Raw genomic sequence first — 25276 nt, 5'->3', positions numbered from 1 at the left:
GGATCTACTGGGGGAGAGGGGGAGGCGCCGTGCCACCGTGGCACGGCCCTTTTTCATCGGTTTTTCCCGCGGCGGTGCGCGGGTTCTCGTGGTGGGCCGCAGGGGTGGCGATAGTGGATTTTTACCGGGGTTTTGAGGGCTGTTCGCTACCGGCGTACAGCGCGGTGACCTGCGCAAAGGCTAATTTTTAGGGGGTTGGGGCGGTGCGTGGGTACGCGAGCGCATTTTTTCGTCCCACCCGGGCGTTAGAGTAGGTGAAACAATAAAGAGCGATGAAGTGAGGGATTACTAAAAATGTTCGAGAGGTTTACGGATCGCGCGCGCCGCGTCATCGTGCTGGCGCAGGAAGAAGCGCGAATGCTTAACCACAATTACATCGGCACCGAGCACATCCTGCTCGGCCTCATTCACGAGGGCGAGGGCGTGGCGGCCAAGGCCCTGGAATCCATGGGCATTTCGCTTGACGACGTCCGCCGCGAGGTCGAGGAAATTATCGGTCACGGTTCCCAGCCGCACACCGGCCACATCCCCTTTACCCCCCGCGCCAAGAAGGTGCTGGAACTTTCCCTCCGCGAGGGCCTACAAATGGGCCACAAGTACATCGGCACGGAGTTTCTGCTGCTGGGCCTGATCCGAGAGGGCGAGGGCGTGGCCGCCCAGGTGCTGGTCAAGCTCGGTGCGGATCTGCCGCGCGTGCGTCAGCAGGTGATTCAGCTGCTCTCCGGTTATGAGGGCGGCCAGGGCACCAACCCGGAGGGTAATCAGTCCACCAAGGGCGGCCCCGTGGGTGCGGGTGCGGCCTCGGGCCCCGGTGGCGGCGGTGGCCGTGGTGGTTCCTCGGGAGATCGCTCGAACTCCCTGGTCTTAGATCAGTTTGGTCGCAACCTTACCCAGGCAGCCAAGGACGGCAAGTTGGACCCGGTGGTGGGGCGCGAGAAGGAAATCGAGCGCGTCATGCAGGTGCTCAGCCGCCGCACCAAGAACAACCCGGTGCTTATCGGTGAGCCCGGCGTGGGCAAGACCGCCGTGGTGGAGGGCCTGGCCCTGGACATCGTCAATGGCAAGGTGCCGGAGACGCTCAAGGATAAGCAGCTCTATTCCCTGGATCTGGGTTCCCTGGTGGCCGGATCGCGCTATCGCGGTGACTTCGAGGAGCGCCTGAAGAAGGTGCTCAAGGAGATCAACCAGCGCGGGGACATCATCTTGTTCATCGATGAGATTCACACCCTGGTGGGCGCGGGTGCCGCCGAGGGGGCTATCGACGCCGCCTCGCTGCTCAAGCCCAAGTTGGCGCGCGGCGAACTCCAGACCATCGGCGCCACCACCCTGGATGAGTACCGCAAGCACATCGAGAAGGACGCCGCCCTGGAGCGCCGCTTCCAGCCGGTGCAGGTGCCCGAGCCCTCGGTGGAACTCTCGGTGGAGATCCTCAAGGGCCTGCGGGATCGTTACGAGGCACACCACCGCGTGTCCATCACGGACTCCGCCCTGGAGGCCGCCGTGCGGCTTTCCGATCGCTACATCAACGATCGGTACTTGCCCGATAAGGCCGTGGACCTCATCGACGAGGCCGGTGCCCGCATGCGCATCAAGCGCATGACCGCGCCGGAGGGCCTGCGCGAGGTGGACGAGCGGATCGCCGCCGTGCGCAAGGAAAAAGAAGCCGCGATTGACGCCCAGGACTTTGAAAAGGCCGCCGGCCTGCGCGATAAGGAGCGCAAGTTGGGCGAGGAGCGCGCCGAGAAGGAAAAGCAGTGGCGTGACGGCGACCTAGAGGACATCGCCGAGGTGGGTGAGGAGCAGATCGCGGAGGTGCTGGGCAACTGGACCGGCATTCCGGTGTTCAAGCTCACTGAGGAGGAGTCCACGCGCCTGCTCAACATGGAGGCGGAACTGCACAAGCGGATCATCGGCCAGGACGACGCCGTGAAGTCCGTGGCGCGTGCCATCCGCCGCACCCGCGCGGGCCTGAAGGACCCCAAGCGCCCCTCCGGTTCCTTCATCTTCGCCGGCCCCTCCGGTGTGGGTAAGACGGAACTGTCCAAGGCGCTCGCGGAGTTCCTCTTTGGCGAGGAGGACGCTCTCATTCAGATCGACATGGGCGAGTTCCACGATCGCTTCACCGCCTCCCGGCTCTTTGGCGCTCCCCCCGGATACGTGGGTTACGAGGAGGGCGGCCAGCTCACCGAGAAGGTGCGCCGCAAGCCGTTCTCCGTGGTGCTCTTCGACGAGATCGAGAAGGCCCACAAGGAGATCTACAACACCCTGCTTCAGGTGCTGGAGGAGGGTCGGCTTACCGACGGCCAGGGCCGCGTGGTGGACTTCAAGAACACCGTGCTGATCTTCACCTCGAACCTGGGCACCCAGGACATCTCCAAGGCCGTGGGCATGGGCTTCACCGGCTCCTCGGAGAACGACGAGGCCGCGCAGTACCAGCGCATGAAGAACAAGGTGCACGATGAGTTGAAGAAGCACTTTAAGCCAGAGTTCCTCAACCGCATCGATGACACCGTGGTGTTCCACCAGCTCTCCCAGGATCAGATCGTGCAGATGGTGGAACTGCTCATCGGGCGCGTGGAGAAGATGCTCCAGGCCAAGGACATGGGCATCGAACTCACCGAGAAGGCCAAGAGCCTGCTGGCCAAGCGCGGCTTCGATCCCGTGCTGGGTGCCCGCCCGCTGCGTCGCACCATTCAGCGCGAGATCGAGGACACGATGAGCGAGAAGATCCTCTTTGGCGAGTTGGGTGCTGGGGAGATCGTCACCGTGGACGTGGAGGGCTGGGACGGCGATTCCAAGGAGACCCAGGACGCCAAGTTCACCTTCACCCCGCGCCCCAAGCCGCTGCCGGAGGACGCCTTCGAGGAGATCGAGGAGGAGGTGCGCGAGGTCACGGAGGATTCCGAGTAATTCACCGGAGCCTCCCTGGTAAACAGGGAGGCGATGAAGAACCTCAACGATCTACGCTGTGACCTCACCCGCCTCGACGGTAAGCCCTATAGGGCTTACCGCGATCTGACGGGAACCACGTATGACCTGGGCCGGGGGGTGAATTTCACCCTCGATCGCGCCCAGGTCGATCCGTATGCGCCGCCGTCGTTAGCCCACCTGCGGCTGCCGCTCAACCTGAGCCAGTACCGGGAACGCGGGGAGCGCGTGGCCGCCGCCGATTACCTCACCCGCGTGTTTGATCGGGCGGCGCGGGGGAGCCGGGATATTCAGATCGGCCGCATTGGCCAGCAGATCTTAGAGCGCACCACCGCCGAGGTGCATGAGGATTATGCCCTGGTGCGCTTTACCGTGGCGCTGCCCGCCGCCGGACGCAGGATCAAGGGCCGCCTGGCCGCCACGATCCTCACCGAGGCCCTGCCTGGCGTGGCGGGGAAAACGCTGGGCGTGGATACCCAGGCCCTTGATCGCCACGTGAGCCTGCACCGGGATCAGGAATGGCTGCGCGGCCAGCTCCCGGAGCTGGGCCTGGTGGCTTTTGTGGGGGAGGGGGCCGTGCTGCCGCGTCGCTCCGGGGATAGCGATGAGCCCCTGGTGGACGCCGTGCCCTTTGCCTCCCCCGAGAGCCTGCGCCGCGAGGTGACGCTGCCCAGCGGCCGCACGCTCACCGGCATGGGTGTTCCCGAGGGCGTGACCGTGATCGTGGGCGGCGGCTACCACGGCAAGTCCACGCTGCTGCGCGCCATCGAGCGCGGCGTGTATCCCCATATCGAGGGCGATGGCCGGGAATGGGTGATTGCCCGTCCGGCGGCGGTCTCCGTGCGTGCCGAGGACGGCCGCGCGGTCAGCGGCGCGGACATCTCCGCTTTTATTAATAACCTGCCCTCCGGGGAGGACACCACCTCCTTTTCCACCACCAACGCCTCCGGCTCCACCTCCCAGGCGGCCAATCTGGTGGAGGCCATCGAGGCAGGCGCGGACACCCTGCTCATCGACGAGGACACCTCCGCCACCAACTTCATGATCCGCGACGAGCGCATGCGCGCCCTGATCAGCGCCGACCGCGAGCCGATCACCCCCTTCGTGGACACCGTGCGCGCCCTCTACCGCGACGCCGGGGTTTCCACTGTGTTGGTTGCCGGTGGCTCCGGGGCGTTCTTCTCCGTGGCCGATCACGTGATCGCGCTCGACGCCTACCGAGTCTCCGACGTCACCTCCCAGGCCCACGACCTCGGCGGTAAGCCACCATCGACCTCGGCGGGGTTCCGTCCGGGTGCCCCGCGCGTGCCCGTGGAGTTGCGCGCCCCCGGCAAGCGCAAACCGGCCGCCGCCAAGGGCCGCACTCTTATTAGGTATGGAAAGAGCACCATCGACCTCGGGCCCGCCGAGCAACTGGTGGATCAATCCCAGACCACCGGCATCGCCCACGCGATTGACCTGCTGGAACGTCGCCTGGGTTCGGGGGAATCGCTGCGGGGGGCCGTAGAGCAGATCGCGGCGCTTATCGACGCCCAGGGCCTTTCCGCCCTCTCCCCGCACCGGGGGCATCCGGGTCTCTATGCCCGGCCTCGCGTTCACGAGATCATGGCGGCGGTGAATAGGTATAGGGGGTTGGAGGTGGAGTGATTTTTCCTCGCCGCTGTGTTGCTGGTGTGAAACCAGTGAGTCACACAGCGCACTGCGGGTATCTTTTACCGCCACTGTGTGACTGGTGGGATTCACTCCGGTCACACAGCGCACTGCAAGTACCTTTTCCCACCACTGTGTGAGTCCTGAGCACCACTGCGTTCCCGCACCGGCGGGGTGGTGGCACCGAATCTCGGTAGGATTGGCCGGAGTACTCAGCTAAGAGGAGAGGAACTAACAGCGATGGGTTTGCAGTACCGCAAGCGGAAAAAGACGGGCAAGAACAGTTGGATCAACGTCTCCGGCTCGGGGGCCTCGGCCTCCACCAAGATTGGGCCGATCACGGTGAATAGCCGTGGTGGCTTCTGGGTGAATCTCCCCGGTGGCCTGAACTTCCGGGGGCGGTGGAAGAAGTAGAAAAAACTACTGGAAAATTTTTCCAGTAGTTTCAAGTAGCTGGGAAACTCGCAGGTGAACTGCCCTTTCTACTGGAAACCCGGCTTTCCAGTAGTTTTCTAGTAGCCCTAGAGGGCGTCCTTGATGGCCCACGTGGCGCGAGGATCGCGGGGTGATTGCCCCTGCCACGTAATGTATCCGGCGTCTCGCAAGGCGGTGAGGGCATTGCGGGTGGAGGGCCTGCTCATGTTAACCATCGTGGCGATGTCGCCCGTGCCGAGTGGCGTGTCTGCTCGTTGCAAGACAGTCAGTATGGCTGCTGCTCCGGTGGGGAGGGAAGCAAGGTCCTGTTCGCTTACCCTTCGGGCAGTGCCTAGCCGGAGGGTGACCGTGCCGTTGGTCTGGCTGTAAGCAGGGTCAGTGAAGCCTACGTCACGCATTTCTGAGAAAATGCGGCGAATCCCCTCACCAAGTTCCTGTCCGATGCGAAGTTCGGAGGCCATGCGCGCGATGGTGGGGTTGCGGGCAAAGCGGCTAATGCTTTCCGGGTCGCGTGGGTCTGCAAGGCCGGGAAAGCGTCCGGGGTTGGTGATCTCTATGCGGTCGGGGTAGATCTCAAAACGGATATGGTCTCCGGTGAGGCTGTACGAGCGATGGATGGCGGCGTTGACCAGCCCCTCCAGCCATGCGTCAGTGGGTACCACGGGTTCCCGGATGAATGCCCCCTCTCGCCCCAGTCGGGAGGTGTGGGGGAGCAGGGAGAGGATGTACTTCCTTGCCTCCTCGATCTGGGAGGGGATGGTGCCGGTGAAATGACGATCCGCCTCAAGCAGTTGATTACGTCCGTAGTGGCGATCCTTTTCCGCCCACTTCAGCACCCGTATCGTGGCGTGCGGGAAAAACTCTTGGGGGTCCTTGCCGAGCATGAGGATGGCCCCGACGGTTGCGCTGTCTTCTCGGGTGAGCAGGTGTCGCGCTTGCAGCGCATTGTCGGCGCTGCTTGATCCAATGGTGCTGGCGTATTTCTGTAACAGGGTAGGATCAATGTCGTTTACGCTTGTATTCGCTACTGGGGTGGAGTCATGGGTGCGCTCGCCCTTGGAGTAGGCCAGTTCTTGGATATCTTCAATTTTTTTGAGTTGCTTGGTCTCATCGCCCACGCGCAGCCAACATTCGCTGTTGGTGAGGTAGTGCACCCGGGGGCTGGGTGACACCTTGAGTAGAACCACTTGCGCAGGTTTGCCGTCTGGGGTGGTTCCGCTGAGGCGGGTGGAACGCACTTCCACGGTGGGATCGGTGAAATCCAGGGTGGCTTGGCGCATGGCGTTGTCTTGATCTGGGGTAGGGATCCCCTGGAGTTTGCAGTCGCGGATCCCCCAGGCGATGATCCCTCCCTCGGTGTTGGCAAGGCCGACGAGCGCTTTTGCGAGGTCCTTTGGCTTGATCTCGAAAGACTTCCGATCAAACCACTGGTCCTCTGCGCGGGTCGTGACCTGGTCAAGAGATATGTCTTCCATGCCTTCAAATTCTACTGGAAAATTTTTCCAGTAGTTTCAAGTAGCTGGGAAACTCGCAGGTGAGCTACCCTTTCTACTGGAAACCCGGCTTTCCAGTAGTTTTCTAGTAGCCCTTTCCAGTACTTCTCAACGCGGCAGCCGGAACGTGCCGTCGGCACGTTGCTCCGCGAGGCCGTCGTCAAGCAAACCAAACAGCGCGCGGGAGCGCTGGGCGGCGTCGGGCCAGGCGACGTCGATCTGCTCCTGGGTGACGGATTCCGCGCCGCGCAGCAGGGCCATGATGGTGCCGCGTGCGTGGCGGTCGGTGCCCTCGTATTTTTGCACCCGGCGGCGCTTCTTTTCCTCCGCGCTGGGTTGCGGGCACCCGGCGGTCACCCAGGCGCAACGCGCTTGCAGCGGACAGATAGCGCAGGAGGGGGAGGAAGCGGTGCACACGAGTGCGCCGAGTTCCATGAGCCCCACGGAGAAGGTGGGGCCGTCGTGCTCCGGCAGCAGCGCGCCTACCTGGGCAAGCTCCCTTTTTGAGGCGGTTCCGGCGAGGTAGCGGCCCTCAATGGCGCGGCGGTACACGCGGCGCACGTTGGTGTCCACCACGGGCACGTTGCGGCCGTAGTGGAAGCAGGCCACGGCGCGCGCGGTGTATTCCCCGATGCCGGGGAGGCTGAGCAGATCCTCCACCTCGTCGGGCACCACGCCGCCGAAGCGCCGGACGATCTCGGCGGCGCACTCGTGGAGCCGCAGTGCGCGGCGGGGATAGCCCAGGCGGCCCCAGGCGCGCAGTACCTCGTCGCGGCCCGCGTCGGCGAAGTCTGCGGGGGTGGGCCAGCGCCGCCGCCACTGTTCCCAGATGGGGGCCACGCGCGCCACGGGGGTTTGTTGGCTCATGACCTCGGAGAGCAGCACCTCCCAGGCCGTGGTGCCGGGCGCACGCCAGGGGAGGTCGCGGGCGTGGGCGCGGTACCAGGCGATGACGTCGTGTTGGAGGGTGGTCACCATCGCAGTATAAGGGGCGGGTTTGGGTAATATGTTTCACATTATGACTTTGTATTCCCATGCCTCGCCGCAGACCGTTTGGGAGGCTCTTCAGGCAGGTAACAGGCGTTTTTGTGAGGCGCAGGAAAAGAATCCCAACCGCGACGATAATCGTCGCGCGATCCTGCGCATGGGGCAGAACCCGGCGGCGGTGGTGCTGGCGTGCTCCGATTCGCGCGTGCCCGTGGAGCTGATTTTCGACGTCGGCTTTGGCGACCTCTTTGTGATCCGCACCGCCGGCGAGATCACCGACCCCGCCGTGCTGGCCTCCCTGGAGTACGCGGTGGACGGCCTGGACGTGCCGCTGATCGTGGTGATGGGCCACGAGAGTTGCGGCGCGGTAGCGGCGGCCACCAACGCGCTGGATAACGGAGCGATCCCGGAGGGCTGGCAACGCATCCTGGTGGAGCGAGTGACCCCCTCAATCCTGGCCGCGCGCCGGGAGGGTCGCAACGATAAGAGCGATTACGAGCGGATTCACGTCACGGAGACCATAGGGCAGATCATGCATCGCCTCCCGCACCTGCGCGAGCAGATAGCGCAGGGGGAGATCGGGGTGGTGGGCCTGCGGTATATGCTTGCCGACGGCCGCGTGGAGACCGTGGCCACGCACGGGGTGAGTTGATGCCATGAATCGGGGAGAGGCGTGGCGGGAAATCCTCAACGGCACCCATGACTACATGGCCCCGTACTACAACCTCCGGGAGTTCTTCCTGGGCGTCATGCTTGCCAGCCTGGCCGGGGCCACGGGAGCGGCGGCCTGGATCTATTCCGCCGGGTGGTACGTCACCTTTATGACCGGAAACACCGAGCGCATGGTGCTAGAACCCATCCGGGGCAGCACGGAGGCGGGCCTGGCCGCGCTGAGTGCCGTGGTGGTCTTTGTCATCGGGGCGCTCACCGCCACCCTGGCGCGCATTTATCTGTGGTCGCACGCCCGCCACGGCGCGATGGTGGTCACTACCATCGCCATCATTCTGGCTTTTCTTTCCGATCTCTGGCTGGGTACCCAGGAGGACGGCCTCACCTTTATCCCCATCTTGTTCCTGGTCTTTGGCCTGGGTGCTTTGAACACCTCGATCAGCAGGCGCGGCCAGGTGGTCATGCCCCTTTCCTACGTCACGGGCACGTTGGTGAAGATCGGCCAGGGCATAGCCCTGCACCTGGCCGGGAAGCAAAGGTGGATGTGGTTCCCGCAACTGGCCACGTACCTGGGCTTTGTGTGCGGCGCGGCGGTGGGTGGCACGGCGTTCTATCACCAGGGGGTGGAAAACGCGCTTTTCCTGCTCAGTCTCGGGGCGATGGGCATGACGGCGGTGACCTGGCGGGTGGATCATCATTCCTTCCTGCGCAAGGACGAGCATTAAGCGGCGTGGTTTGCCCTCGCGGAGGGGCTATAACGCATAGAGTGGGAAGGCGTGAGCACGCAACAACCTGGTCGCCTTCCCCAAGAGATCTACGTGCGACGCCGCGTGGCCGCCGCCGTGATCGTCCTCGTGGTGGTATTCGCCCTGATCTGGGCCGCCGTGGCATTCGGCGGCGGCAGCGAAGAGGAGCAGTCCACGTCCACCAGCACCGCCGCCCCGGCGGCGTCGGCAGTGGAGTCCGCCGCGGAAACGGAAACCTCCGCGCCGGAGTCCACGGATTCCGCCGAGGCGAGCGAGGCCGAGGAATCCGAGAAGCCCTCCGAGGAGGGACATGAGAGCGAGGATCCCAGCGCCGCCCCCACCACCGTGGCGGCCGCGGGCAAGCGCACCTGCGAACTCAACGATCTTCAGATCACGGCCTCCACCTCGCAGGCCAACTACCGCCAGGGCGATAAGCCCACCTTTTATATGACGGTGCAGAACCCCACCGCCGCGGATTGTGAGATCGACCTGGACAGGGAGACCCTGCGCTTTGAGGTGTACTCCATGGCGGATAATTCCCGCGTGTGGTCGGACGTGGACTGCAACCCCTCCGAGGGGTCCGGTAAGCGCTCCTTCCCCAAGAAGGAGGAGCGCCACTTTGAGGCGGTGTGGTCGCGCACCTCGTCCGCGCCCCAGCAGTGCGAGGCCCGCACCCCCGTGGAGCCGGGTTCCTATTACCTACACGCGGTGATCGGCAAACACGCCTCCCCGGCGCAGCCGTTTAACCTCGCCTGATTCTTATCCCTCCGGCTCGGTTTTCCGGCCCGAGTTCAGCCCCGCCGCCGCGATGGCCTCCGCCAGCGTGGACGCGGGGCTGATCCGTATTCCGGGCACCGCGATCTTCTCCCCGGCGGGCACCACCGCGCGGGCGTATCCCAGCCGGGCGGCCTCTTGCAAGCGCCGTTCCAGGGAGGGCACGCGGCGCAACTCCCCGGCCAGGCCCACCTCCCCGATGAACACGGTGCGGGCGGGCAGGGGCTTTTCCGCGATGGTGGACACGGTGGCCATCGCCACCGCGAGGTCCGTGGCGGGCTCCCCGATCCTCATGCCTCCCACCGTGGCCACGTACACGTCCTTGGTGTGGGTGCTGATCTGGGCGCGGGCGGTGAGCACCGCCAGCACCATCGGTACCCGCGCGGAGTCCAGGCCGGTGACCACGCGGCGGGGGTTCTTGGCCGGGGAGTCCACGGCCAGAGATTGCACCTCCGCCAGAATGGGGCGCACGCCGTCCATCGCCACCGTCACCGCAGAACCGTCCGGGGTGTGATCCCGGTGGGAGAGGAACAACCCAGAGGGATCGGGTACCTCGCGGATCCCCTCGGCGGTCTGCTCAAAGCAGCCCACCTCGTCCGTGGCCCCAAAGCGGTTCTTGATGCCGCGCAGCATGCGCAGGCTGGAATGGCGATCCCCCTCGAAGTTGAGCACCACGTCCACCAGGTGCTCCAGCACGCGCGGCCCGGCTACGTTGCCGTCCTTGGTCACGTGCCCCACCAGCAAGATGGGGATTCCGGTGGTCTTGGCCAGGGTGGTCAGGGCGGCGGTTACCGCCCGGGATTGCGCCACGCCCCCGGCCACGCCCTCCACCCCATCTGCCTGCATGGTTTGCACGGAGTCCACGATGAGCAGGGAGGGCTTGACCTGGTGAACGTGCCCGAACACCACGTCCAGGTTGGGCTCCGCCGCCAGGTAGAGGGTATCGCGCACCGCCCCGGTGCGCTCGGCGCGCAGCCGCACCTGCCCCACGGATTCCTCGGCGGTGACGTAGAGGGCGGTGCGGGTTTTCTGCTCGGCCCCGTCCGTGGGCTGTGCGGCCCAGCGGGCGGCCACTTCTAAGAGCAGGGTGGACTTGCCCACGCCCGGCTCCCCGGCCATGAGCACCACGGAGCCGGGGACGATCCCGCTGCCCAGCACGCGATCAAGTTCCCCGATCCCGGTGGGAATGGTGCGCGTGGTATTCGCGCTGATGGTGGTCATGGGGGCGGCGGGGGAGGTGGGCGTGAGGCCGGTGGCGGCACCCTGCTTGCCGACGCCTCCGCCGAGCGTTCCCCCACGCCCCCGTGCCGCCCCGGCGGCGCTCAGCGGTGGGGCGGATTCCTGCATGGAGCCCCAGGCCCCGCACTCGGGGCAGCGGCCCAGCCACTTGGGGGAGGAATAGCCACACTCCGTGCAGGTGTGGAGGCTGCGTGGTTTTTTCGCCATGCTCTAGAACACTAGAACAACCCCGTGGCGACGCCCCTCGGTGCCACCCATCATTCGAACATGAGGGGCGTCGATACGCCCCTTAGTGCTCCTCGTGCGGCTTGCCGTGCTCGCCGTAGCGGTCAAAGTCACGGGTCACGGTGCCGGAGTCCAGGTTCGGAGCGGAGATGGTGGCGGTGACGGGGACGGTGCCGTTATCGAACACGAACTGCACCTCGGCGTTGCCACCGGGGGCGAAGTTATCGTTGTCCAGGGAGGTGGAGGTGTAGTCGATGCACCCGGCGTTGGCGTCCTTGTTGAGATCGGCGATACCGGCGGCGGAGTCCGCCACCAGGCTGCACCCGGGCTTGATTTCCGGGGTTTGCTCCACGCGCACCGGCTTGCCGTTCACGCTCACGCTTTGCAGGCGGTGGGGTGCCTGGTTGGTGTCCTGGTTGATGGCGGTGAACTTGAGGGCGGCCTCACCGGAATCGGCCACGATCACGGTGACATCGCGCAGAGCCACGGCCTCGTCCTCGCTGTCGGTGCTGGCACCATCGACGGCGGCAACCTGATCCGAGGTCTGCGTTACCTGGCCTGCGGAGCAGGAAGCCAGCAGGAGCGCGGAAAGGGCGGCAGCGGAGACGACACCGCCGCGCCGGGCGGCGGACTTCAGGGGCTTCACGGGATTGTCCTCCATGCGATCTTGCGGAAAAACACAGTTAATATATTCCACCCTAGCCGTTCTCACAGGCCTGTCCTAGTTGAGTGAGGTAGGCAGGGGGTATCCATTGTGCGGAGGAATGAGCCGGTGGCCGCGCGGCGAGCGTGGTAGCATGGTGTACCTGCTATGCCCTCGCCGGGAATCCTCGCATGGGGATCGCTTGGTGCTGGGGCGCAACTGTGCTCGCGTGTTTACCTCAGTGACCTCAAGGAGTGGGGAATGGATTTCAAGGTCGGGGACGTCGTTGTTTACCCGCACCACGGTGCCGCCGTTATCGAGAATATCGAGCAGCGCGAGATCGGCGGAGAGACGCTAGAGTACCTCGTCCTCAAGATCAACCAATCCGACCTCGTGGTGCGCGTGCCCATCAAGAACGCCGAGCTGGTGGGCGTGCGCGATGTGGTGGGCGATGAGGGCCTGCGCATGGTCTTTGGCATGTTGCGCGAGACGGACGTGGAGGAGGCCGGCAACTGGTCCCGCCGGTACAAGGCCAACCAGGAGCGCCTGGCCTCGGGCGATGTGAACAAGGTGGCCGAGGTGGTGCGCGACCTGTGGCGGCGCGATCAGGATCGCGGCCTTTCCGCTGGCGAGAAGCGCATGCTGGCCAAGGCGCGCCAGATCCTGGTGGGGGAGATCGCCCTGGCGGACACGGAGGATAAGGAAAAGGCCGATGCCTTCCTCAACGAGGTGGACGAGGCGATCAAGCGCCACAAGGAGGCCGCCGGTATCTCCACCACGGACGCGGAGGTCAAGGACGATGACCTCGACGTAAACCTCGATGACCTCAACTTCGATGATGAGGACGAGGACTAATTCCCACCGCAGCCGCAGGGTCACCGCCCTGATTGCGGCTGCCGGTAAGGGCACGCGCCTGGGGGCCTCGATCCCCAAGGCCTTTGTGACCCTGCGCCAGCGCTCCTTAGTGGAGCGTTCCATCACGGCGATGATTACCTCCGGGGTGGTCGATGAGATCATCGTGCTGATCAGCCCGGACATGGAATCCTACGCCGCCGATCTGCTGGAGCGCCGGGGCCTCCTGCGCAATGGTGAGGTGCCCGTGCGCCTGGTGCACGGCGGCGGGGAGCGCGCCGATTCCGTGTGGCAGGGTCTCCAAGCTATCGACGCCGCCGAGGGCGTGGTGCTCATTCATGATTCCGCCCGAGCGCTCACCCCGCCCGGCCTGGTGGCCAGGGTGGCCCGTTCGGTGCTGGCCGGGAACGTGGGCGTGATCCCGGTGCTCCCGGTGGCCGATACGATCAAGCGGATTGATTCCCCCTCGGGCTCGGCGGTGGTGGGAACCCCCGCGCGGGCGCTGCTGCGCGCCGTGCAGACCCCCCAGGGCTTTGACTTAGCGACGCTGCGGGCGGCCAACCTGGCCTACTTTGCGGAGGAGAATCCCGGCTTTGAGGCCACCGACGATGCCTCGCTGCTGGAATGGCGGGGGTACCCGGTCACCTGCGTGCCCGGTGATCCGATGGCCTTCAAAGTGACCACTCCTTTGGACATGATGCTGGCCCGCACCATCGTGGACGAGGCGGAACCCACGGTCTTTGACGTGCCGGGGAGCAACACCCAGGGTGCGGCGCCTGCGGAGAGGCAAGCACCCACGGAGAACCAACCAGGAGGAACCTCGTGATCATCCCCCGCGTGGGTATTGGTACGGACGCTCATCAGATCGAGCGCGGCAAGCCCTGTTACATCGCCGGGCTGCTATTCCCGGACGCGGACGGCTGCGAGGGGCACTCCGATGGCGACGTGGTGAGCCACGCCCTCGTGGACGCCTTGCTTTCGGCGGCGGGTCTGGGTGACATCGGAACCCTGGTGGGGGTGGGGCGCCCGGAGTATGAGGGGGCCTCGGGCGTGCGGATACTGCGCGAGGCCGTGGCGGAGATAGAGCGCGCCGGGTACGCGGTGGGCAACGCCGCGGTGCAGATGGTGGGGCAGACCCCCAAGATGGGGCCGCGCCGGGAGGAGGCGCAGCGGGTGCTCTCCGAGGCGGTGGGGGCCCCGGTGTCCGTCTCCGCCACCACCACCGATCACATGGGGTTTACCGGGCGTGGTGAGGGTCGCGCCGCTGTGGCCACGGCGGTGGTGTGGGAAAAGCCTAAAAACCGCGAGGGATTTTGTGGGTTTCTTAGGCGCAGGAAGTGAAAATATATTGTTGCACAATCCGGCAAAACGGAGATTTCGCGTTGCCTAGGTGGCGTAACAATCGGGGCGTTCGGGCGTGTTTTTGAGGACGCGTGGCGGCGGCGGGGGCCGGGTGGGTGGCCTTAATATTCGGTTCGGTGGAGGGGCTACCGCTCTGGGTCGCGTGTGCTCCGCGCCGCCGTGAGGGGGGAAAGCCTCTCATGTCACCCATTCTGACCTGCGATGATTCCGAGTGGTATGGTTGCGGGAGGCTTTCCTGTCTGGCCCTCCACCTTGGGGTCGCGGCCCCGGAATCAGGGGGGGGGGCGTTTCTTAGCAAAGGTGGTGCTAATTTACTTCTTCCGTTATGCTTAACGTATAGCGTCAGACATCTGATTAGGCGGTCGCTGCTGTCCACCACCCCTTGGGCCCGGCGCCGCGAGTAAGCGAAAGAGTGTTAAGCATATGCCCATGACCCTGCACGCCAGGACTCCTTCTGCCGCCCTGACGGCGATGGAAGGCATTAAGGAATACATCCGTTCCAACCAGTTAGCCCCTGGTGATGTATTGCCCTCCGAGGCAACGCTGTGCGACCAGCTTGGATACTCTCGCTCTTCCATCCGCGAGGCCATGCGAATCCTGGCTACCCTGGACATCGTGGAGGTGCGCCACGGCTACGGCACGTACGTTTCCCAGATGTCCCTGGAGCCGCTGGTCAATGGCCTAATCTTCCGCACGGTGTTGGAGGCGGAACGCAGTTTCGATGGGTTGTTATCCCTGGTGGACGCCCGCGAGGCCCTGGATATTTCCCTGGGCCGTCAGCTTATTGATGCCCTGGACGAGGAGACTGAGGCCAAGCTCCGCGCCCTGGCGGAGACCATGACCCAGCAGCGCGAGGGCGATGAACCCTTTACGGCCCGTGACCAGGAGTTCCACAATCAACTCATGGCCAAGGTGTCCAACCCCCTGATCCAGGAACTCACCGAGGTGTTCCGCCGAGTGCACGCGGTGGTGGCCCCGGAATTGGGCCTGGATAGCAGCGAGAACGTGCAGCACACGGTGAACGCTCACCTTCAGATTCTGGACGCTCTGCACGAGGGGGACGTCCTGGCCTATGAGGAGGCGGTGCGCCAGCACTATGCGCCGCTGCGCACTATGATCCTCCAGCAGGCAAAGGAGCGCGGCTTTACCAAGGGGGAGTCCGCCGAGGGCGCGGACAAGGCCGAGTAAGCAGGCCGAATAGGCAGGGGAACGGGGATAAACCGCCCGGTGGGCTAGAGTGCGATCATGAATGAGTTAAGGGGTCGCATTGTGACGGCCCAGCGGGAATACCCCCACGCGCGCCTCACCTGGGAGGGCGGGCGCATCGCGGGGATCGAGGAACTCCCCGGCCCGGCGCCCCAGGAAGCGATGACGGTGATTCCCGGCCTGGTGGATCTGCACAATCACGGGGGTTTTCGGGGTGCCTTCCCCACCGGCAGCGCGGAGGAATGTCTGCGCGCGGTGCGTTTTCACCGTGCCCAGGGCACCACCACCATGCTGGCGAGCCTGGTTTCCGGCACGGAGCGGGAACTGAGCCGCCAGGTGGGCGTGCTGCGGGAGTTGGTGGAGCAGGGGGAATTGCAGGGGATTCACCTGGAGGGGCCCTTTATCAATGCCGCGCGGTGCGGGGCGCAGGCCCCTAGTCGTATTCAGCCGGGGGACCCGGACATGCTGCGGCGGCTCGTCGCGGCGTCGAAAAGCACGGTCCGGCAGATCACCTTCGCCCCGGAGACCGCGCGGGCGCGAGAGCTGGTGGAGGTGTGCGCGGAGTACGGGATTATCGCCTCGCTCGGGCACACGGACGCCAGCGCGGAGGAGGTGCGGGGAATACTGGCGTATGCGCGGGATCGTGGGGTGACGGTCACGGCCACGCACCTGTTTAACGGTATGCCGCCGCTGCACCACCGGGCACCGGGGCCGGTGGCGGCGCTGATCGAGGCGGCCGCGCGCGGGGAGGCGTGGGTGGAATTGATCGCCGATGGGGTGCACCTGAGTGATGCGACCGTGGATATGGTCACCGCCGCCGCACCCGAGCACGCCCTGGCGGTGACCGACGCGATGGAGGCCGCCGGTATGCCGGATGGCGAATACCAGTTGGGGCCGCTGCGGGTGGAGGTGCGCGAGGCGGTGGCGCGCCTGCGCACCGAGGGCGGGGAGCCGGGGGTGATCGCCGGGGGCACGAGCACCCTGGCGCGGCAGTTCTGGAACTACCAGCGCCGCCACGGGGCGGTAGCGGCGGTGCGCCTGACCTCAGCGCACGCGGCCCGGGTGCTGGGTATGACGGAGAGCGCCGGGGATCTGCGCGGCGGCATGCCCGCGACGTTCGTGGCTCTGGACGCACAGGGGGAAGTGGCGGAGGTGTGGCGAGGCGGTGAGCGCTGCCGCGATGGCGCGGAGGAAAGCGGGGCGGAGGAAAGCGGGCAAGCGGCGCGGCGGAAATAGCGGTAAGAATGAGGGGCAGTAGGAGGAACCGAGGGAAGGAGCGGGAACATGGAAATCCTCATTAGGAATACCCCGCAGGAGGTGGCCGAGCAGGCCGCCACTATCATCGCCGGATACGTGCGCGAGGGTTCTACCCTGGGGCTTTCCACCGGCTCGACACCGCTGGCCACGTACCGCGAGTTGATCCGCCGCCACCGGGAGGAGGGCCTGAGCTTTGCCCAGACCCAGATGTTCCTGCTCGATGAGTACATCGGCCTGCCCTATGACCACCCGCAGAGTTATCACGCCACCATTCGCCGGGAGTTCACCGCGCAGGTGGACGTCCCCGATGAACACGTTCATTCCCCGGCCGGCATGGCGGAGGATCTGATCCGGGCCACGGCCGATTATGAGCGGGACATCGAGGCCGCCGGGGGCGTGGACCTGCAACTGCTGGGCGTGGGCACCAACGGGCACATCGGCTTCAACGAGCCGGGAAGTTCGCTTAACTCGCTGACCAGGATCAAGACCCTGCACCCGCAGACGGTGGCGGATAACTCCCGCTTCTTCGACGCCCCCGAGCAGGTGCCGCACCAGGTGATTACCCAGGGGTTGGGCACGATCCAGCGCGCCCGGCACCTCCTGCTGCTGGCCACCGGATCGCGCAAGGCCGAGGCCGTGCAGCGCTTGGTGGAGGGCCCGCTCGCGGCGTCCTGCCCGGCGTCGATACTGCAATGGCACCGCCACGCCACGGTGCTGGTGGACGCGGAGGCCGCCGCGCTGCTTGCCGACGCCCCCTACTACCGCTACGTGGAGGAGCACAAGCCCACCTGGCAACGCTATTAACCTGCGGGGAGTTACACTAAGAGGCGTGACTTTAAGCCTCTATGACACCGGTACCCGCAGCCTGCGGGAGTTCACCCCCCTGCGCGAAGGCAAGGCCAGCGTGTACCTGTGTGGGGCCACTCCCCAGGCCCAGCCGCACATCGGGCACGTGCGCTCCGGCGTGGCCTTTGACATTCTGCGCCGCTGGCTGAGCGCCCAGGGCTATGACGTAGCCTTTGTCCGCAACGTCACCGATATTGATGACAAGATCCTCACCAAGGCCGCCGAGCACGGCCGCCCCTGGTGGGAATGGGTGAGCACCTACGAGCGCGAGTTCACCTGGGCGTATAACACCCTCGGCGTGTTGCCCCCCTCGGTGGAGCCGCGCGCCACCGGGCACGTCACCCAGATGGTGGGGTACATGCAGCGGCTTATCGACGCCGGCTTTGCCTACCCCGCCGAGGGCTCCGTGTACTTCGACGTGGCCGCCTGGGCTGCCGCCGAGGGCTCCGATTACGGCGCTCTCTCCGGCAACCGCGTAGAGGAGATGGAGCAGGGCGAGACGGATTGCTATGGCAAACGCAGCCCCCGGGACTTCGCCCTGTGGAAGGCCGCCAAGCCTGGCGAGCCCGCCTGGCCCACGCCGTGGGGCGAGGGTCGCCCCGGCTGGCACCTGGAATGCTCCGCGATGGCCACCTACTACCTGGGCGGGGAGTTCGATATTCACTGCGGCGGGCTTGACCTGCAATTCCCGCACCACGAGAACGAGGCCGCGCAGTCTCACGCCGCCGGGGACGGCTTTGCCCGCTACTGGTTGCATAATCACTGGGTGACCATGTCGGGAGAGAAGATGTCCAAGTCCCTGGGCAACGTGCTCTCCGTGCCGCACATCCTCACCCTGGTGCGCCCCGTGGAACTGCGCTATTACCTGGGCAGCGCCCATTACCGCAGCGTGCTGGAATACTCGGAGGCCGCCCTGCACGAGGCTGCCGCCGGGTACCGTCGCATCGAGGACTTCCTGCACCGCCTGGGCGAGGTGCCCCTGGGCACCCGGCCGGAAGCCTTCGACGCCGCCATGAACGAGGACCTCTCCGTGCCCCGCGCCCTGGCGGAGATCCACACCGCCGTGCGCGCCGGGAACTCCGCCCTGGCGGCCGGGGAGGAGGATCGCGCCCGCGAGATCGGTTCCCAGGTGCGCGCCATGACGAGCGTGCTGGGCGTGGATCCTTACGACTGGGCCGAGAACACCGACACCGGCGAGACGGCGCACGCGGCCTTGGATATTCTGGTGCAAGCGGAATTACAGCGGCGCGCCCAGGCCCGCGTGGAGAAGAACTGGACCGTGGCCGACGAGGTGCGCGATCGTCTGGCCGCCGCAGGCATCGAGGTCACCGACACCCCCGAGGGCGCGCAGTGGGCGCTCAAGGAACGCTGAGAGAAAAGAAAAGGACACGGAGGAATACATGCCCGGAAACAATAAGCGGCGCGGTGCCCTGCGCAAGAGCAACAAAAAGGGAGCCACCAAGGGCTCCGGCGGGCAGCGCCGCCGTGGCCTGCGCGGCAAGGGGCCCACGCCCAAGGCGGAAGATCGCGTGTACCACGCCGCCCACCAGCGGAAACTAGAGCGCGAGCGCCGCAATTCCGGGCGGCACACCAAGAACAAGGACACCGTGGAACTGGTGGTGGGCCGCAACCCCGTGGTGGAGTGTCTGCGCGCTAAGGTTCCGGCCACCCAGTTGATGGTGGCCGTGGGTACCGGGCACGATGATCGGCTCTCCGAGGCGGTGTCCATTGCCAACGCCCGGGGAATCTCCGTGGTGGAGGTGCAGCGCCAGGAACTGGATAAACTCACCGGCAACACCCTCCACCAAGGCATCGGGCTGCAAATCCCGCCCTACGATTACGCCGATGTGCACGACCTCATCGGGGGCATCGCGGACAGCGGCGAACCCGGCATGGTGGTGATCCTGGATAACATCACCGATCCCCGAAACCTGGGCGCGGTGATCCGCTCCACGGCGGCCTTTGGCGGGCACGGCGTGATTATTCCCGAGCGGCGCTCGGCCTCCGTCACGGCGGTAACCTGGCGCACCTCGGCGGGCACCGCCGCGCGCCTGCCGGTGGCGCGCGCCACCAACCTGAACCGCACCATCGAGGAGTTCAAGCGCTCTGGGTATCAGATCGTGGGGTTGGAGGCCGGTGGGCAGCACACCCTGGATACTTACGACGGCGGCACGGACCCCGTGGTGATCGTGATCGGTTCCGAGGGCAAGGGGCTCTCCCGTCTGGTGCGGGAGAACTGCGACGTGCTGATGTCCATTCCGATGGAATCCTGGGTGGAATCCCTCAACGCCTCCGTGGCGGCGGGCGCGGTACTCTCCGAGTTCGCGCGGCAGCGGCGGGTGGCGAGAGCTCTAGAATAGACTCTTTTATCTTTTTCTAGGATCCTCGCGGGCTATCTGTCTAATCTGATTATTAGACATAACCCAGCGAGGGTATTCTGGGTTTATGGAACGTAAAACACTGAGTGAGTCGTTGATTCTGTGTCGTACGTTTGTCTTTAAGAGATTCTCTTGGTGGGCGACGCGATTTCTTAGTCGCGTTAGCCTTTCAAACTTTTTGCCTAAGTTTTCTCGCGATTGGTCAGAATTTTCTATATGGGGGAATGCTGTGTGCAGGCAGGCTTCCCATAGGATTTTAGAGTTCGGCTTGTGGATTGGCAATGCTTCTCCGAGCAAGTTGGACCAATTGCCGAGTGTTAACTGGGCTATAATATCATCGTGGGTTATGTAGACGTTCTGGTTCCCTAAATAGCTTGACTTACTTTGGGCTATTTTTTCGGCCCTTCGCCGGGCTTGGTCGATGGGGCGGCGAATCATGGAGTATAGGAGTGGGGCTGTTTTGTGTTCAACTGTCCAGTCGTTGTGTCCGCACTCAATAGAGTTCCATTCGCGGAGGGCCTTGTCCATTGCGTTGCGGGTTAGTACTTCAAAGTATGAGAGCTGAGAGTGGAGAGCTCCGGCGAGCCGAACGTTCCAGTGGTATAGCTCTACGGCTTCGCTCAGGTTGTTCTGTGTTTCTAGGAGGTATCTGTCGAGTCTGGGGGCGCCGAGCATGGCTTCCAGTGCTTTTTTGCTTTCTAGGGACATGTGTGGTACTTTCATTTGTGGAGAGCGTCAATGTAGGTTGGCGCACCATACCCCACGCCCCTCAGGCTAGCCCCTGAGGGGCGTTGTTTTAATTTTAGCTGGAGTATGTGCGATTGATAGAAGCTTCAATTATTGATTGAATCTCCTCGGCTGTGAGGTGTAGTCGTTTTCCTTGACTTGAAAGTTTTCTCCATATTGGCTTAAAGGCGGCAAGCATTGAGCGGTATGTGGGTATCATTTCCCTATATGAATTGCCATGATTTTTCTCCATGACGATTTTCTGCTCTTCCCACCGGTGATCCTTATTGAGAAAATCGACATAGCTAGACATTCTACTTTCTAGGTCTATCTGATGGTCGAAACCTTGGAATGATCCGTAGTGTTCAGCGTTGGTGATGTTGATCTTTTTCCATCCTTCATTCCCTAGGTTTCCGACACTGTATTTAATAACTCTAAACATGTCAAGTATATCTTTTACAAAGTTGCATTCGCTGATGCTTAGTCCGAATTCGGTCGGGGCTAGTATGTTTCCATACTCTCCTGCGTACCCATGTTCTAGGGCTTCAAGGTGAAGGAGTACCTTTTCGGCATTGTATTTTTCCTTGGGAAGATCTCCTTGTGCTGCAAGTAGTGCTTGGTGGCCGAGTGCTAGGTAAGTTCTTTCTGTAAGCGTGAGGGTTTTGTCTGGAGAGGGGGCTGGCGACGCTTGGTTGGCGTGGGTCTGGTCTACATGCGCTTCAAGGATTTGGCGTATGTAGTCGCTTTGCGTGGTGCCAGCAAGTTGTGCCTGCTGGGCGATAAGGTCCTTCAGCTCCTTGTTCAGTCTGATGGTTATGGGGTTCATTCTAATCCTTTCCTTCTGTATTCTCTGAATTCGTTTAAAGACTACGAGAATACGATCATGGTGTCAAGTGCCGCCTTCACCAGGTAATTGTTAACCCAACCCAAAGAACCCCGCCGCCACCTCGGCCCCGATCACCTCGTCGGTACTGGGCCCCAGGGACTCGGCAAATTCCTTGTTGGAGGGCACCACGTGACCCACCCCGTGCAGCGTCCATAATTGCACCGTCGGGTGGTCGCCCGCCCAGGTGCTCACCTCCACGCTGGGGCTGGGCCGGGACACCTCCGGCTGGCCGGTGTGCCCGTTGAGCCCGGCCCACCAGGCGGCCCCGCCGGGGGCGGACATCATTTCCCCGCGTGCGGCCCCCTCCAACTCCACGCGCCCGCCCGCATAGGGCGTGATGGGATCTTTGGTGCCGTGCATAAAGAGCACCGGCGTGGGGTGGTAGGAGGTGGTGGAAACCAGCAGGTTATCCTCCGCCGGGGGCGTGGCGGCAAAGATCGCGGCGGCGTCGAGCACGCCGGGTGCCTCCAGGAGAAGGCGCATGGTCATGTGCCCGCCGTTGGAGTATCCGCAGACAAAGGTCCGCGCGGGGGAAAACCCGGAGATGAGCGCGCGGAGGAAGGAGACGTCGTCGATAGCCTCGTGGCGGCACTGCTCGTCGAGTTCGCGGCGGGCGTCGTTGAAGTGGTGCCCCACGCCGTCCGGGTACACCAGGAGGGTATTGGTGCGCCGGGCCGCCTCGTCAAAGGTGTGGCCGGTAAAGCGTGGGGAGACACGGCCGGATTGGCGGGAGCCGTGCAGGTAGAGCAGGAGATCGGGGTGCTCGGTGGGGCGCGGCGGCAGCACCACGTGGTAGCGGCGGGTGTGGCCCTGGAAATCAAGGGTGCGGGTTTCCATGACCGCTGATTCTATCCCCGGGCGCGCACCTCATCGCGGCGCACCGTGCGCCCGCGCCACCAGCCCACACCCCGGCACAGCAGGTAGATGATAAAGCTCAGGCTGGTCACGAACACGGAAACCGGCAGCCCCGGGGCCAGGGAGAGCACCAGCCCGCCCACGGCGGCGATCTCCGCGAAGATCACGGAAAGCAGCACCGCGCGCAGGGGGGAGGCGGTGACCTGGACGGCGGCCGCGCCGGGGGTAATCAGCAGCGCCATGACCAGCAGCGCGCCCACGATCTGTACCGATTGCGCGGCGGCCAGGCCCACCAGCACGGCGAAGCCCACGGCAATGAGCCGCACCGGCACCCCGGAGGCGGCGGCCATGAGGGGATCGGCGCTGGCAAAGAGCAGAGGACGCCACCACAGGATCACCGCGCCCACCACCAGGGCGGTCACGGCGGCCAGCCACCACAGGGAGGCGGAGGAAACCCCCACGATCTGCCCGGTGAGCAGGGTGAGCGCGGTGGAGGAATTGCCGGGGTAGAGGTGAATGAAGAGCACGGAAAGCCCCAGGCCAAAGCTCATCACCACGCCGATGGCGCTGTCCTGTTGGCCGCGCAGCCCCAGCACCGCCAGCACGATGGCTGCCGCGATGGACCCCACCACCGCGCCCAGCCCGATGTTGAGGCCCGCGAGCAGCGCCGCCGAGGCCCCCATGAGCGCAAGTTCGCTGGTGGCGTGCACGGAAAAGGACATCTGCCGCACCACGATCAGCGGGGCGATCACCCCGGAGAGCAGCCCCAGCAGCGCCGCCGCGATGAGGGCCTGTTGCACGAAGTCCACGTTCAACAGGTAGAGGGTATCCGCCACGAACATTTAGAGCACCACCAGTCGGTCGTTCACGCGCACCACGTCCACCGGGGAGCCGTAGAGCGCGCTGAGGGTTTCGGAGCGCATGACCTCGTCCACGGTGCCCACCAGGTGCCCGTGCGGCCCGAGGTAGAGCACCCGGTCGGTCACCGCCAGCACGGGGTTAATGCTGTGGGTGACAAAGACGATGGCGGCGTCGCGGGAGCGTCGATAAGCATCGAGCCGCGCCACCGTGGCCGCCTGGGCGGCGGGGTCAAGGCTGAGCAGGGGTTCGTCGGCAAGCACCAACGCCGGGTCCGTGGCCAGCGCCTGGGCCTGGCGCACCAGTTGCTGCTGCCCCCCGGAGAGCAACCCCACGCGGTGCTCCGCGATTCCGGTGGCACCCACGGCGGCGAGTGCCTTATCGACGTCCCCTCGGCGCGGCGAGCGCCCGCGCAGCACCCCGTGGCGCAGCGCCAGGGAGACCAGATCGCGGGCGCGCAGCGGAAGATCGGCGGGGAACATGCGCTGTTGCGGGATGAAACCGATCTTCTCGGTGGCCCGAATCTCCCCCGCGCTGAGCGGGCGCGTGCCCATGATCGCGCCCAGCAGCGTGGACTTACCGACGCCGTTGGGGCCGAGCACCGTGAGGAACTCGCCGGGGCGCACCTGGAAATCCAGGCCTGACCACAGGGGAGCGAGCGCGGCGCGGGAGAAAACGAGGGGACTAGACAACGAGCATCACCGGAATAATTATGATCTTGTACACGAGGGCAATGGCAAAGGCGGCGGTATAGCCGGACATAATCCTAGAGTCCGAGGCGTTTTGCAGCGCGTACTGCAACACCGCGGGCTGGCCGAGCAGGCCGGACATGCCACCATTGGAGCGGGTAGAGGACTGCCCCATGGCCCAGCACATGATTAAGAAACTACCCGCACCCACCAGACACACGGCGGCCGCCAGGGCGATGGAGCGCAAACCGTCCATGCTGAACGCCGTTTCCGCGAACGCGGGCCCGGAGGCCGTGCCCACCGCCGCGAGAAAGAGCATGAGGCCAAACTGGCGCAGCGTGTAATTGGCCGTGCGGGGCAACTGCCAGGCGGTGCGCCCGGTACGCCCCAGCGAGCCGAGCAGGATGCCCGCCAGCAGGGGACCGGCGGCGGCCCCCAGGGCAAAGGAGGAACCGCCGGGCAACGGCACCTCGATGAGCGCCATGAGGAAGCCCACCACCAGGCCGCCAGCGGCCGCGATCCAGTCCAGCTCGGAGAAATCCTGAATGGAATCGCCCAGGTAATTGCGCACATCCTCCGCGCGGGAGGTGGGCATGACCATCTCCACGATGTCCCCGGCCTCCAGGGTGGTCTCATCGGTGGGCAGGATGGTGTCATCGCCACGGCGGATCCGCACCACCTGTGCCCGGTGCTTGTCATACAACGGGAGATTGGCGATGGCATTGCCCGCGATGTCCTTATTGGACACCCGGTAATTCTGCACCGTGAGATTGCCGCCCTGCTGGGTGGATACCGGGCCGAGGCGACGTCCCAGGGTGCGGATCAGGTGCGGCAGCGCGGCCTTGGTGGTGAGCATGACCACGGTATCGCTGCGCTCGATGGTGGCGGGGTCCGTGGCCACGCGGGTGCGGCCGCCCCGGCGAATGGTGCATAGGCGGAACTGCTCGGCCCACTGTTCCTCCAGGTTCTCCCACTGCGGCTCCTTGGTCACGGAGATGCGCACCAAGCGCAGGATCTTCTCATCGGGGTTCTCCTGATCCCGCGAGGCCTTCCAATTGCGTCCGATGGTGAAGGCCACCAGGAGGATAGCCAGGATCACGCCGGTGGGATACCCCAGGGAATAACCCACGGCGGGGCTATCCGAGCCGGTTTGCTCCTGCGCCAGGGAGAGCGAGGGCGTGGAGGTGAGCGCGCCCGAGAACACGCCCAGGGCCACCTCGCGGGTAATGCCCAAAAGCCCGGAGCCGAGCACGGCGGTGACGGCGGCCAGGGTGACCGCGATGAGGGCCGCCACCATCATGCCGAGTTGTTCCTTGACGTCCCGGAAGAACGTTTCCCCGGCCTCCAGGCCGAGCATGTACACAAACAGACCCAGGCCCAGCTCCTGGAAGAGCGCCAGGGATTCCGCCGGGACATTGACGAAGGGGCCGATGGCCAGGCCCACAAAGAGCGCGCCCGCCGCCCCGAAGCGCAGCGGGCCAAAGGGGATCGCCCCGAAGATGGTGCCCGCCGTGATGACGATGAAGATGGTCAGAAGTACGTGTCCGTCGAGAAAACTTAGCACCGTTTAAT

Annotated in this window: 23 protein-coding genes and 1 pseudogene; 14 read left to right on the top strand and 10 right to left on the bottom strand. The window is 64.8% G+C overall.

Features of this window, described 5'->3' with window-relative positions:
- Positions 1 to 294 precede the first annotated feature (294 nt).
- The 3 genes from OLW90_RS09880 to OLW90_RS09870 all read left to right on the top strand — a co-directional run bounded on the left by OLW90_RS09880 (position 295) and on the right by OLW90_RS09870 (position 4992).
- Positions 295 to 2910 carry an ATP-dependent Clp protease ATP-binding subunit gene (locus tag OLW90_RS09880; protein WP_319649921.1) on the top strand — a complete coding sequence of 872 codons (2616 nt, stop codon included), beginning with the start codon at positions 295 to 297 and terminating at the stop codon, positions 2908 to 2910.
- A 33-nt stretch (positions 2911 to 2943) separates the two neighbouring features.
- A complete protein-coding gene (locus tag OLW90_RS09875) occupies positions 2944 to 4575 on the top strand; it encodes an ABC-ATPase domain-containing protein (protein WP_319649920.1) in 1632 nt (543 codons plus the stop codon).
- Between the two features lie 243 nt (positions 4576 to 4818).
- Positions 4819 to 4992, top strand: a complete 174-nt coding sequence (locus OLW90_RS09870; protein ID WP_082422292.1) for a DUF4236 domain-containing protein — start codon at positions 4819 to 4821, stop codon at positions 4990 to 4992.
- 107 nt (positions 4993 to 5099) lie between these two features.
- Here OLW90_RS09870 and OLW90_RS09865 read toward each other — a convergent pair whose 3' ends face one another.
- Together OLW90_RS09865 and OLW90_RS09860 are read right to left on the bottom strand one after the other, a co-directional pair.
- Positions 5100 to 6488, bottom strand: a complete 1389-nt coding sequence (locus OLW90_RS09865; protein WP_319649919.1) for an ATP-binding protein — start codon at positions 6486 to 6488, stop codon at positions 5100 to 5102.
- 126 nt (positions 6489 to 6614) lie between these two features.
- Positions 6615 to 7484 (bottom strand): A/G-specific adenine glycosylase, encoded by an 870-nt coding sequence (locus OLW90_RS09860; RefSeq protein ID WP_319649918.1) that lies wholly within the window; start codon positions 7482 to 7484, stop codon positions 6615 to 6617.
- Between the two features lie 40 nt (positions 7485 to 7524).
- On the opposite strand from OLW90_RS09860, the gene OLW90_RS09855 reads away from it, so the two are divergent.
- From OLW90_RS09855 to OLW90_RS09845, 3 genes are read left to right on the top strand one after another with little or no spacing between them, the layout of a single operon-like run.
- Positions 7525 to 8145, top strand: a complete 621-nt coding sequence (locus OLW90_RS09855) for a carbonic anhydrase (protein ID WP_319649917.1) — start codon at positions 7525 to 7527, stop codon at positions 8143 to 8145.
- Positions 8146 to 8149: 4 nt separating this feature from the next.
- Entirely contained in the window at positions 8150 to 8887 is a 738-nt protein-coding gene (locus tag OLW90_RS09850; RefSeq protein ID WP_319649916.1) for a YoaK family protein, read from the top strand.
- 51 nt (positions 8888 to 8938) lie between these two features.
- Positions 8939 to 9664 carry a hypothetical protein gene (locus OLW90_RS09845; RefSeq protein ID WP_319649915.1) on the top strand — a complete coding sequence of 242 codons (726 nt, stop codon included), beginning with the start codon at positions 8939 to 8941 and terminating at the stop codon, positions 9662 to 9664.
- Positions 9665 to 9667: 3 nt separating this feature from the next.
- Here the strand turns inward: OLW90_RS09845 and radA are convergent, their stop codons facing one another.
- Together radA and OLW90_RS09835 are read right to left on the bottom strand one after the other, a co-directional pair.
- A complete protein-coding gene (radA, locus tag OLW90_RS09840) occupies positions 9668 to 11128 on the bottom strand; it encodes a DNA repair protein RadA (protein WP_319649914.1) in 1461 nt (486 codons plus the stop codon).
- A gap of 82 nt (positions 11129 to 11210) precedes the next feature.
- Positions 11211 to 11807 (bottom strand): hypothetical protein, encoded by a 597-nt coding sequence (locus OLW90_RS09835; RefSeq protein ID WP_319649913.1) that lies wholly within the window; start codon positions 11805 to 11807, stop codon positions 11211 to 11213.
- Between the two features lie 243 nt (positions 11808 to 12050).
- Between OLW90_RS09835 and OLW90_RS09830 the strand changes: the two genes are divergently transcribed.
- The 8 genes and pseudogenes from OLW90_RS09830 to rlmB all read left to right on the top strand — a co-directional run bounded on the left by OLW90_RS09830 (position 12051) and on the right by rlmB (position 19672).
- The gene (locus OLW90_RS09830) at positions 12051 to 12644 is read left to right on the top strand and encodes a CarD family transcriptional regulator (protein WP_319649912.1); all 594 of its coding nucleotides are present in this window, start codon (positions 12051 to 12053) and stop codon (positions 12642 to 12644) included.
- Positions 12628 to 13395, top strand: a pseudogene (gene ispD / locus OLW90_RS09825) (2-C-methyl-D-erythritol 4-phosphate cytidylyltransferase); the annotation flags it as partial. The gene OLW90_RS09830 and the pseudogene ispD, both read left to right, overlap by 17 nt.
- 71 nt (positions 13396 to 13466) lie before the next feature.
- Entirely contained in the window at positions 13467 to 13982 is a 516-nt protein-coding gene (gene ispF / locus OLW90_RS09820; protein ID WP_319651876.1) for a 2-C-methyl-D-erythritol 2,4-cyclodiphosphate synthase, read from the top strand.
- 450 nt (positions 13983 to 14432) lie between these two features.
- Positions 14433 to 15191, top strand: a complete 759-nt coding sequence (locus OLW90_RS09815; protein WP_319649910.1) for a FadR/GntR family transcriptional regulator — start codon at positions 14433 to 14435, stop codon at positions 15189 to 15191.
- A 57-nt stretch (positions 15192 to 15248) separates the two neighbouring features.
- The gene (locus OLW90_RS09810; protein WP_319649909.1) at positions 15249 to 16445 is read left to right on the top strand and encodes an N-acetylglucosamine-6-phosphate deacetylase; all 1197 of its coding nucleotides are present in this window, start codon (positions 15249 to 15251) and stop codon (positions 16443 to 16445) included.
- Between the two features lie 48 nt (positions 16446 to 16493).
- On the top strand, positions 16494 to 17270 hold the full coding sequence (gene nagB, locus OLW90_RS09805; RefSeq protein WP_319649908.1) for a glucosamine-6-phosphate deaminase: 777 nt from the start codon (positions 16494 to 16496) through the stop codon (positions 17268 to 17270).
- A gap of 25 nt (positions 17271 to 17295) precedes the next feature.
- Entirely contained in the window at positions 17296 to 18684 is a 1389-nt protein-coding gene (cysS, locus tag OLW90_RS09800; RefSeq protein ID WP_319649907.1) for a cysteine--tRNA ligase, read from the top strand.
- A 28-nt stretch (positions 18685 to 18712) separates the two neighbouring features.
- Positions 18713 to 19672 (top strand): 23S rRNA (guanosine(2251)-2'-O)-methyltransferase RlmB, encoded by a 960-nt coding sequence (rlmB, locus tag OLW90_RS09795; RefSeq protein WP_319649906.1) that lies wholly within the window; start codon positions 18713 to 18715, stop codon positions 19670 to 19672.
- A gap of 6 nt (positions 19673 to 19678) precedes the next feature.
- On the opposite strand, the gene OLW90_RS09790 is transcribed toward rlmB, so the two are convergent.
- The 6 genes from OLW90_RS09790 to OLW90_RS09765 all read right to left on the bottom strand — a co-directional run bounded on the left by OLW90_RS09790 (position 19679) and on the right by OLW90_RS09765 (position 25268).
- On the bottom strand, positions 19679 to 20398 hold the full coding sequence (locus OLW90_RS09790) for an Abi family protein (protein ID WP_319649905.1): 720 nt from the start codon (positions 20396 to 20398) through the stop codon (positions 19679 to 19681).
- 94 nt (positions 20399 to 20492) lie between these two features.
- Positions 20493 to 21242, bottom strand: a complete 750-nt coding sequence (locus OLW90_RS09785) for a YfbU family protein (protein ID WP_319649904.1) — start codon at positions 21240 to 21242, stop codon at positions 20493 to 20495.
- A 90-nt stretch (positions 21243 to 21332) separates the two neighbouring features.
- Positions 21333 to 22139, bottom strand: coding sequence for a hypothetical protein (locus OLW90_RS09780; RefSeq protein WP_319649903.1), 807 nt, complete (start codon positions 22137 to 22139; stop codon positions 21333 to 21335).
- An 11-nt stretch (positions 22140 to 22150) separates the two neighbouring features.
- On the bottom strand, positions 22151 to 22999 hold the full coding sequence (locus OLW90_RS09775; RefSeq protein ID WP_319649902.1) for a metal ABC transporter permease: 849 nt from the start codon (positions 22997 to 22999) through the stop codon (positions 22151 to 22153).
- Positions 23000 to 23707, bottom strand: coding sequence for a metal ABC transporter ATP-binding protein (locus tag OLW90_RS09770; protein ID WP_319649901.1), 708 nt, complete (start codon positions 23705 to 23707; stop codon positions 23000 to 23002).
- Positions 23700 to 25268 carry an aspartate:alanine exchanger family transporter gene (locus OLW90_RS09765; RefSeq protein WP_319649900.1) on the bottom strand — a complete coding sequence of 523 codons (1569 nt, stop codon included), beginning with the start codon at positions 25266 to 25268 and terminating at the stop codon, positions 23700 to 23702. The genes OLW90_RS09770 and OLW90_RS09765 overlap by 8 nt, the downstream gene beginning before the upstream one ends.
- Positions 25269 to 25276: the final 8 nt, after the last annotated feature.

This window comes from Corynebacterium sp. 21KM1197, assembly GCF_033783015.1.
Taxonomy (GTDB): Bacteria; Actinomycetota; Actinomycetes; order Mycobacteriales; family Mycobacteriaceae; genus Corynebacterium.
The sequence above is the reverse complement of the archived record's forward strand: the minus strand, read 5'-3'. Positions and strand labels throughout refer to the sequence as shown.

What these genes read in the sequence shown, in the direction of transcription:
- OLW90_RS09850 (WP_319649916.1), top strand. Translation starts at nt 8,150, where the DNA reads ATGAATCGGGGAGAGGCGTGGCGGGAAATCCTCAACGGCACCCATGAC.
- OLW90_RS09780 (WP_319649903.1), bottom strand. Translation starts at nt 22,139, where the DNA reads ATGGAAACCCGCACCCTTGATTTCCAGGGCCACACCCGCCGCTACCAC.
- OLW90_RS09870 (WP_082422292.1), top strand. Translation starts at nt 4,819, where the DNA reads ATGGGTTTGCAGTACCGCAAGCGGAAAAAGACGGGCAAGAACAGTTGG.
- OLW90_RS09815 (WP_319649910.1), top strand. Translation starts at nt 14,433, where the DNA reads ATGACCCTGCACGCCAGGACTCCTTCTGCCGCCCTGACGGCGATGGAA.
- rlmB (WP_319649906.1), top strand. Translation starts at nt 18,713, where the DNA reads ATGCCCGGAAACAATAAGCGGCGCGGTGCCCTGCGCAAGAGCAACAAA.
- OLW90_RS09860 (WP_319649918.1), bottom strand. Translation starts at nt 7,484, where the DNA reads ATGGTGACCACCCTCCAACACGACGTCATCGCCTGGTACCGCGCCCAC.
- OLW90_RS09865 (WP_319649919.1), bottom strand. Translation starts at nt 6,488, where the DNA reads ATGGAAGACATATCTCTTGACCAGGTCACGACCCGCGCAGAGGACCAG.
- nagB (WP_319649908.1), top strand. Translation starts at nt 16,494, where the DNA reads ATGGAAATCCTCATTAGGAATACCCCGCAGGAGGTGGCCGAGCAGGCC.
- OLW90_RS09880 (WP_319649921.1), top strand. Translation starts at nt 295, where the DNA reads ATGTTCGAGAGGTTTACGGATCGCGCGCGCCGCGTCATCGTGCTGGCG.
- OLW90_RS09855 (WP_319649917.1), top strand. Translation starts at nt 7,525, where the DNA reads ATGACTTTGTATTCCCATGCCTCGCCGCAGACCGTTTGGGAGGCTCTT.
- OLW90_RS09830 (WP_319649912.1), top strand. Translation starts at nt 12,051, where the DNA reads ATGGATTTCAAGGTCGGGGACGTCGTTGTTTACCCGCACCACGGTGCC.
- OLW90_RS09785 (WP_319649904.1), bottom strand. Translation starts at nt 21,242, where the DNA reads ATGAACCCCATAACCATCAGACTGAACAAGGAGCTGAAGGACCTTATC.
- OLW90_RS09790 (WP_319649905.1), bottom strand. Translation starts at nt 20,398, where the DNA reads ATGTCCCTAGAAAGCAAAAAAGCACTGGAAGCCATGCTCGGCGCCCCC.
- OLW90_RS09835 (WP_319649913.1), bottom strand. Translation starts at nt 11,807, where the DNA reads ATGGAGGACAATCCCGTGAAGCCCCTGAAGTCCGCCGCCCGGCGCGGC.
- OLW90_RS09775 (WP_319649902.1), bottom strand. Translation starts at nt 22,999, where the DNA reads ATGTTCGTGGCGGATACCCTCTACCTGTTGAACGTGGACTTCGTGCAA.
- OLW90_RS09875 (WP_319649920.1), top strand. Translation starts at nt 2,944, where the DNA reads ATGAAGAACCTCAACGATCTACGCTGTGACCTCACCCGCCTCGACGGT.
- radA (WP_319649914.1), bottom strand. Translation starts at nt 11,128, where the DNA reads ATGGCGAAAAAACCACGCAGCCTCCACACCTGCACGGAGTGTGGCTAT.
- OLW90_RS09810 (WP_319649909.1), top strand. Translation starts at nt 15,249, where the DNA reads ATGAATGAGTTAAGGGGTCGCATTGTGACGGCCCAGCGGGAATACCCC.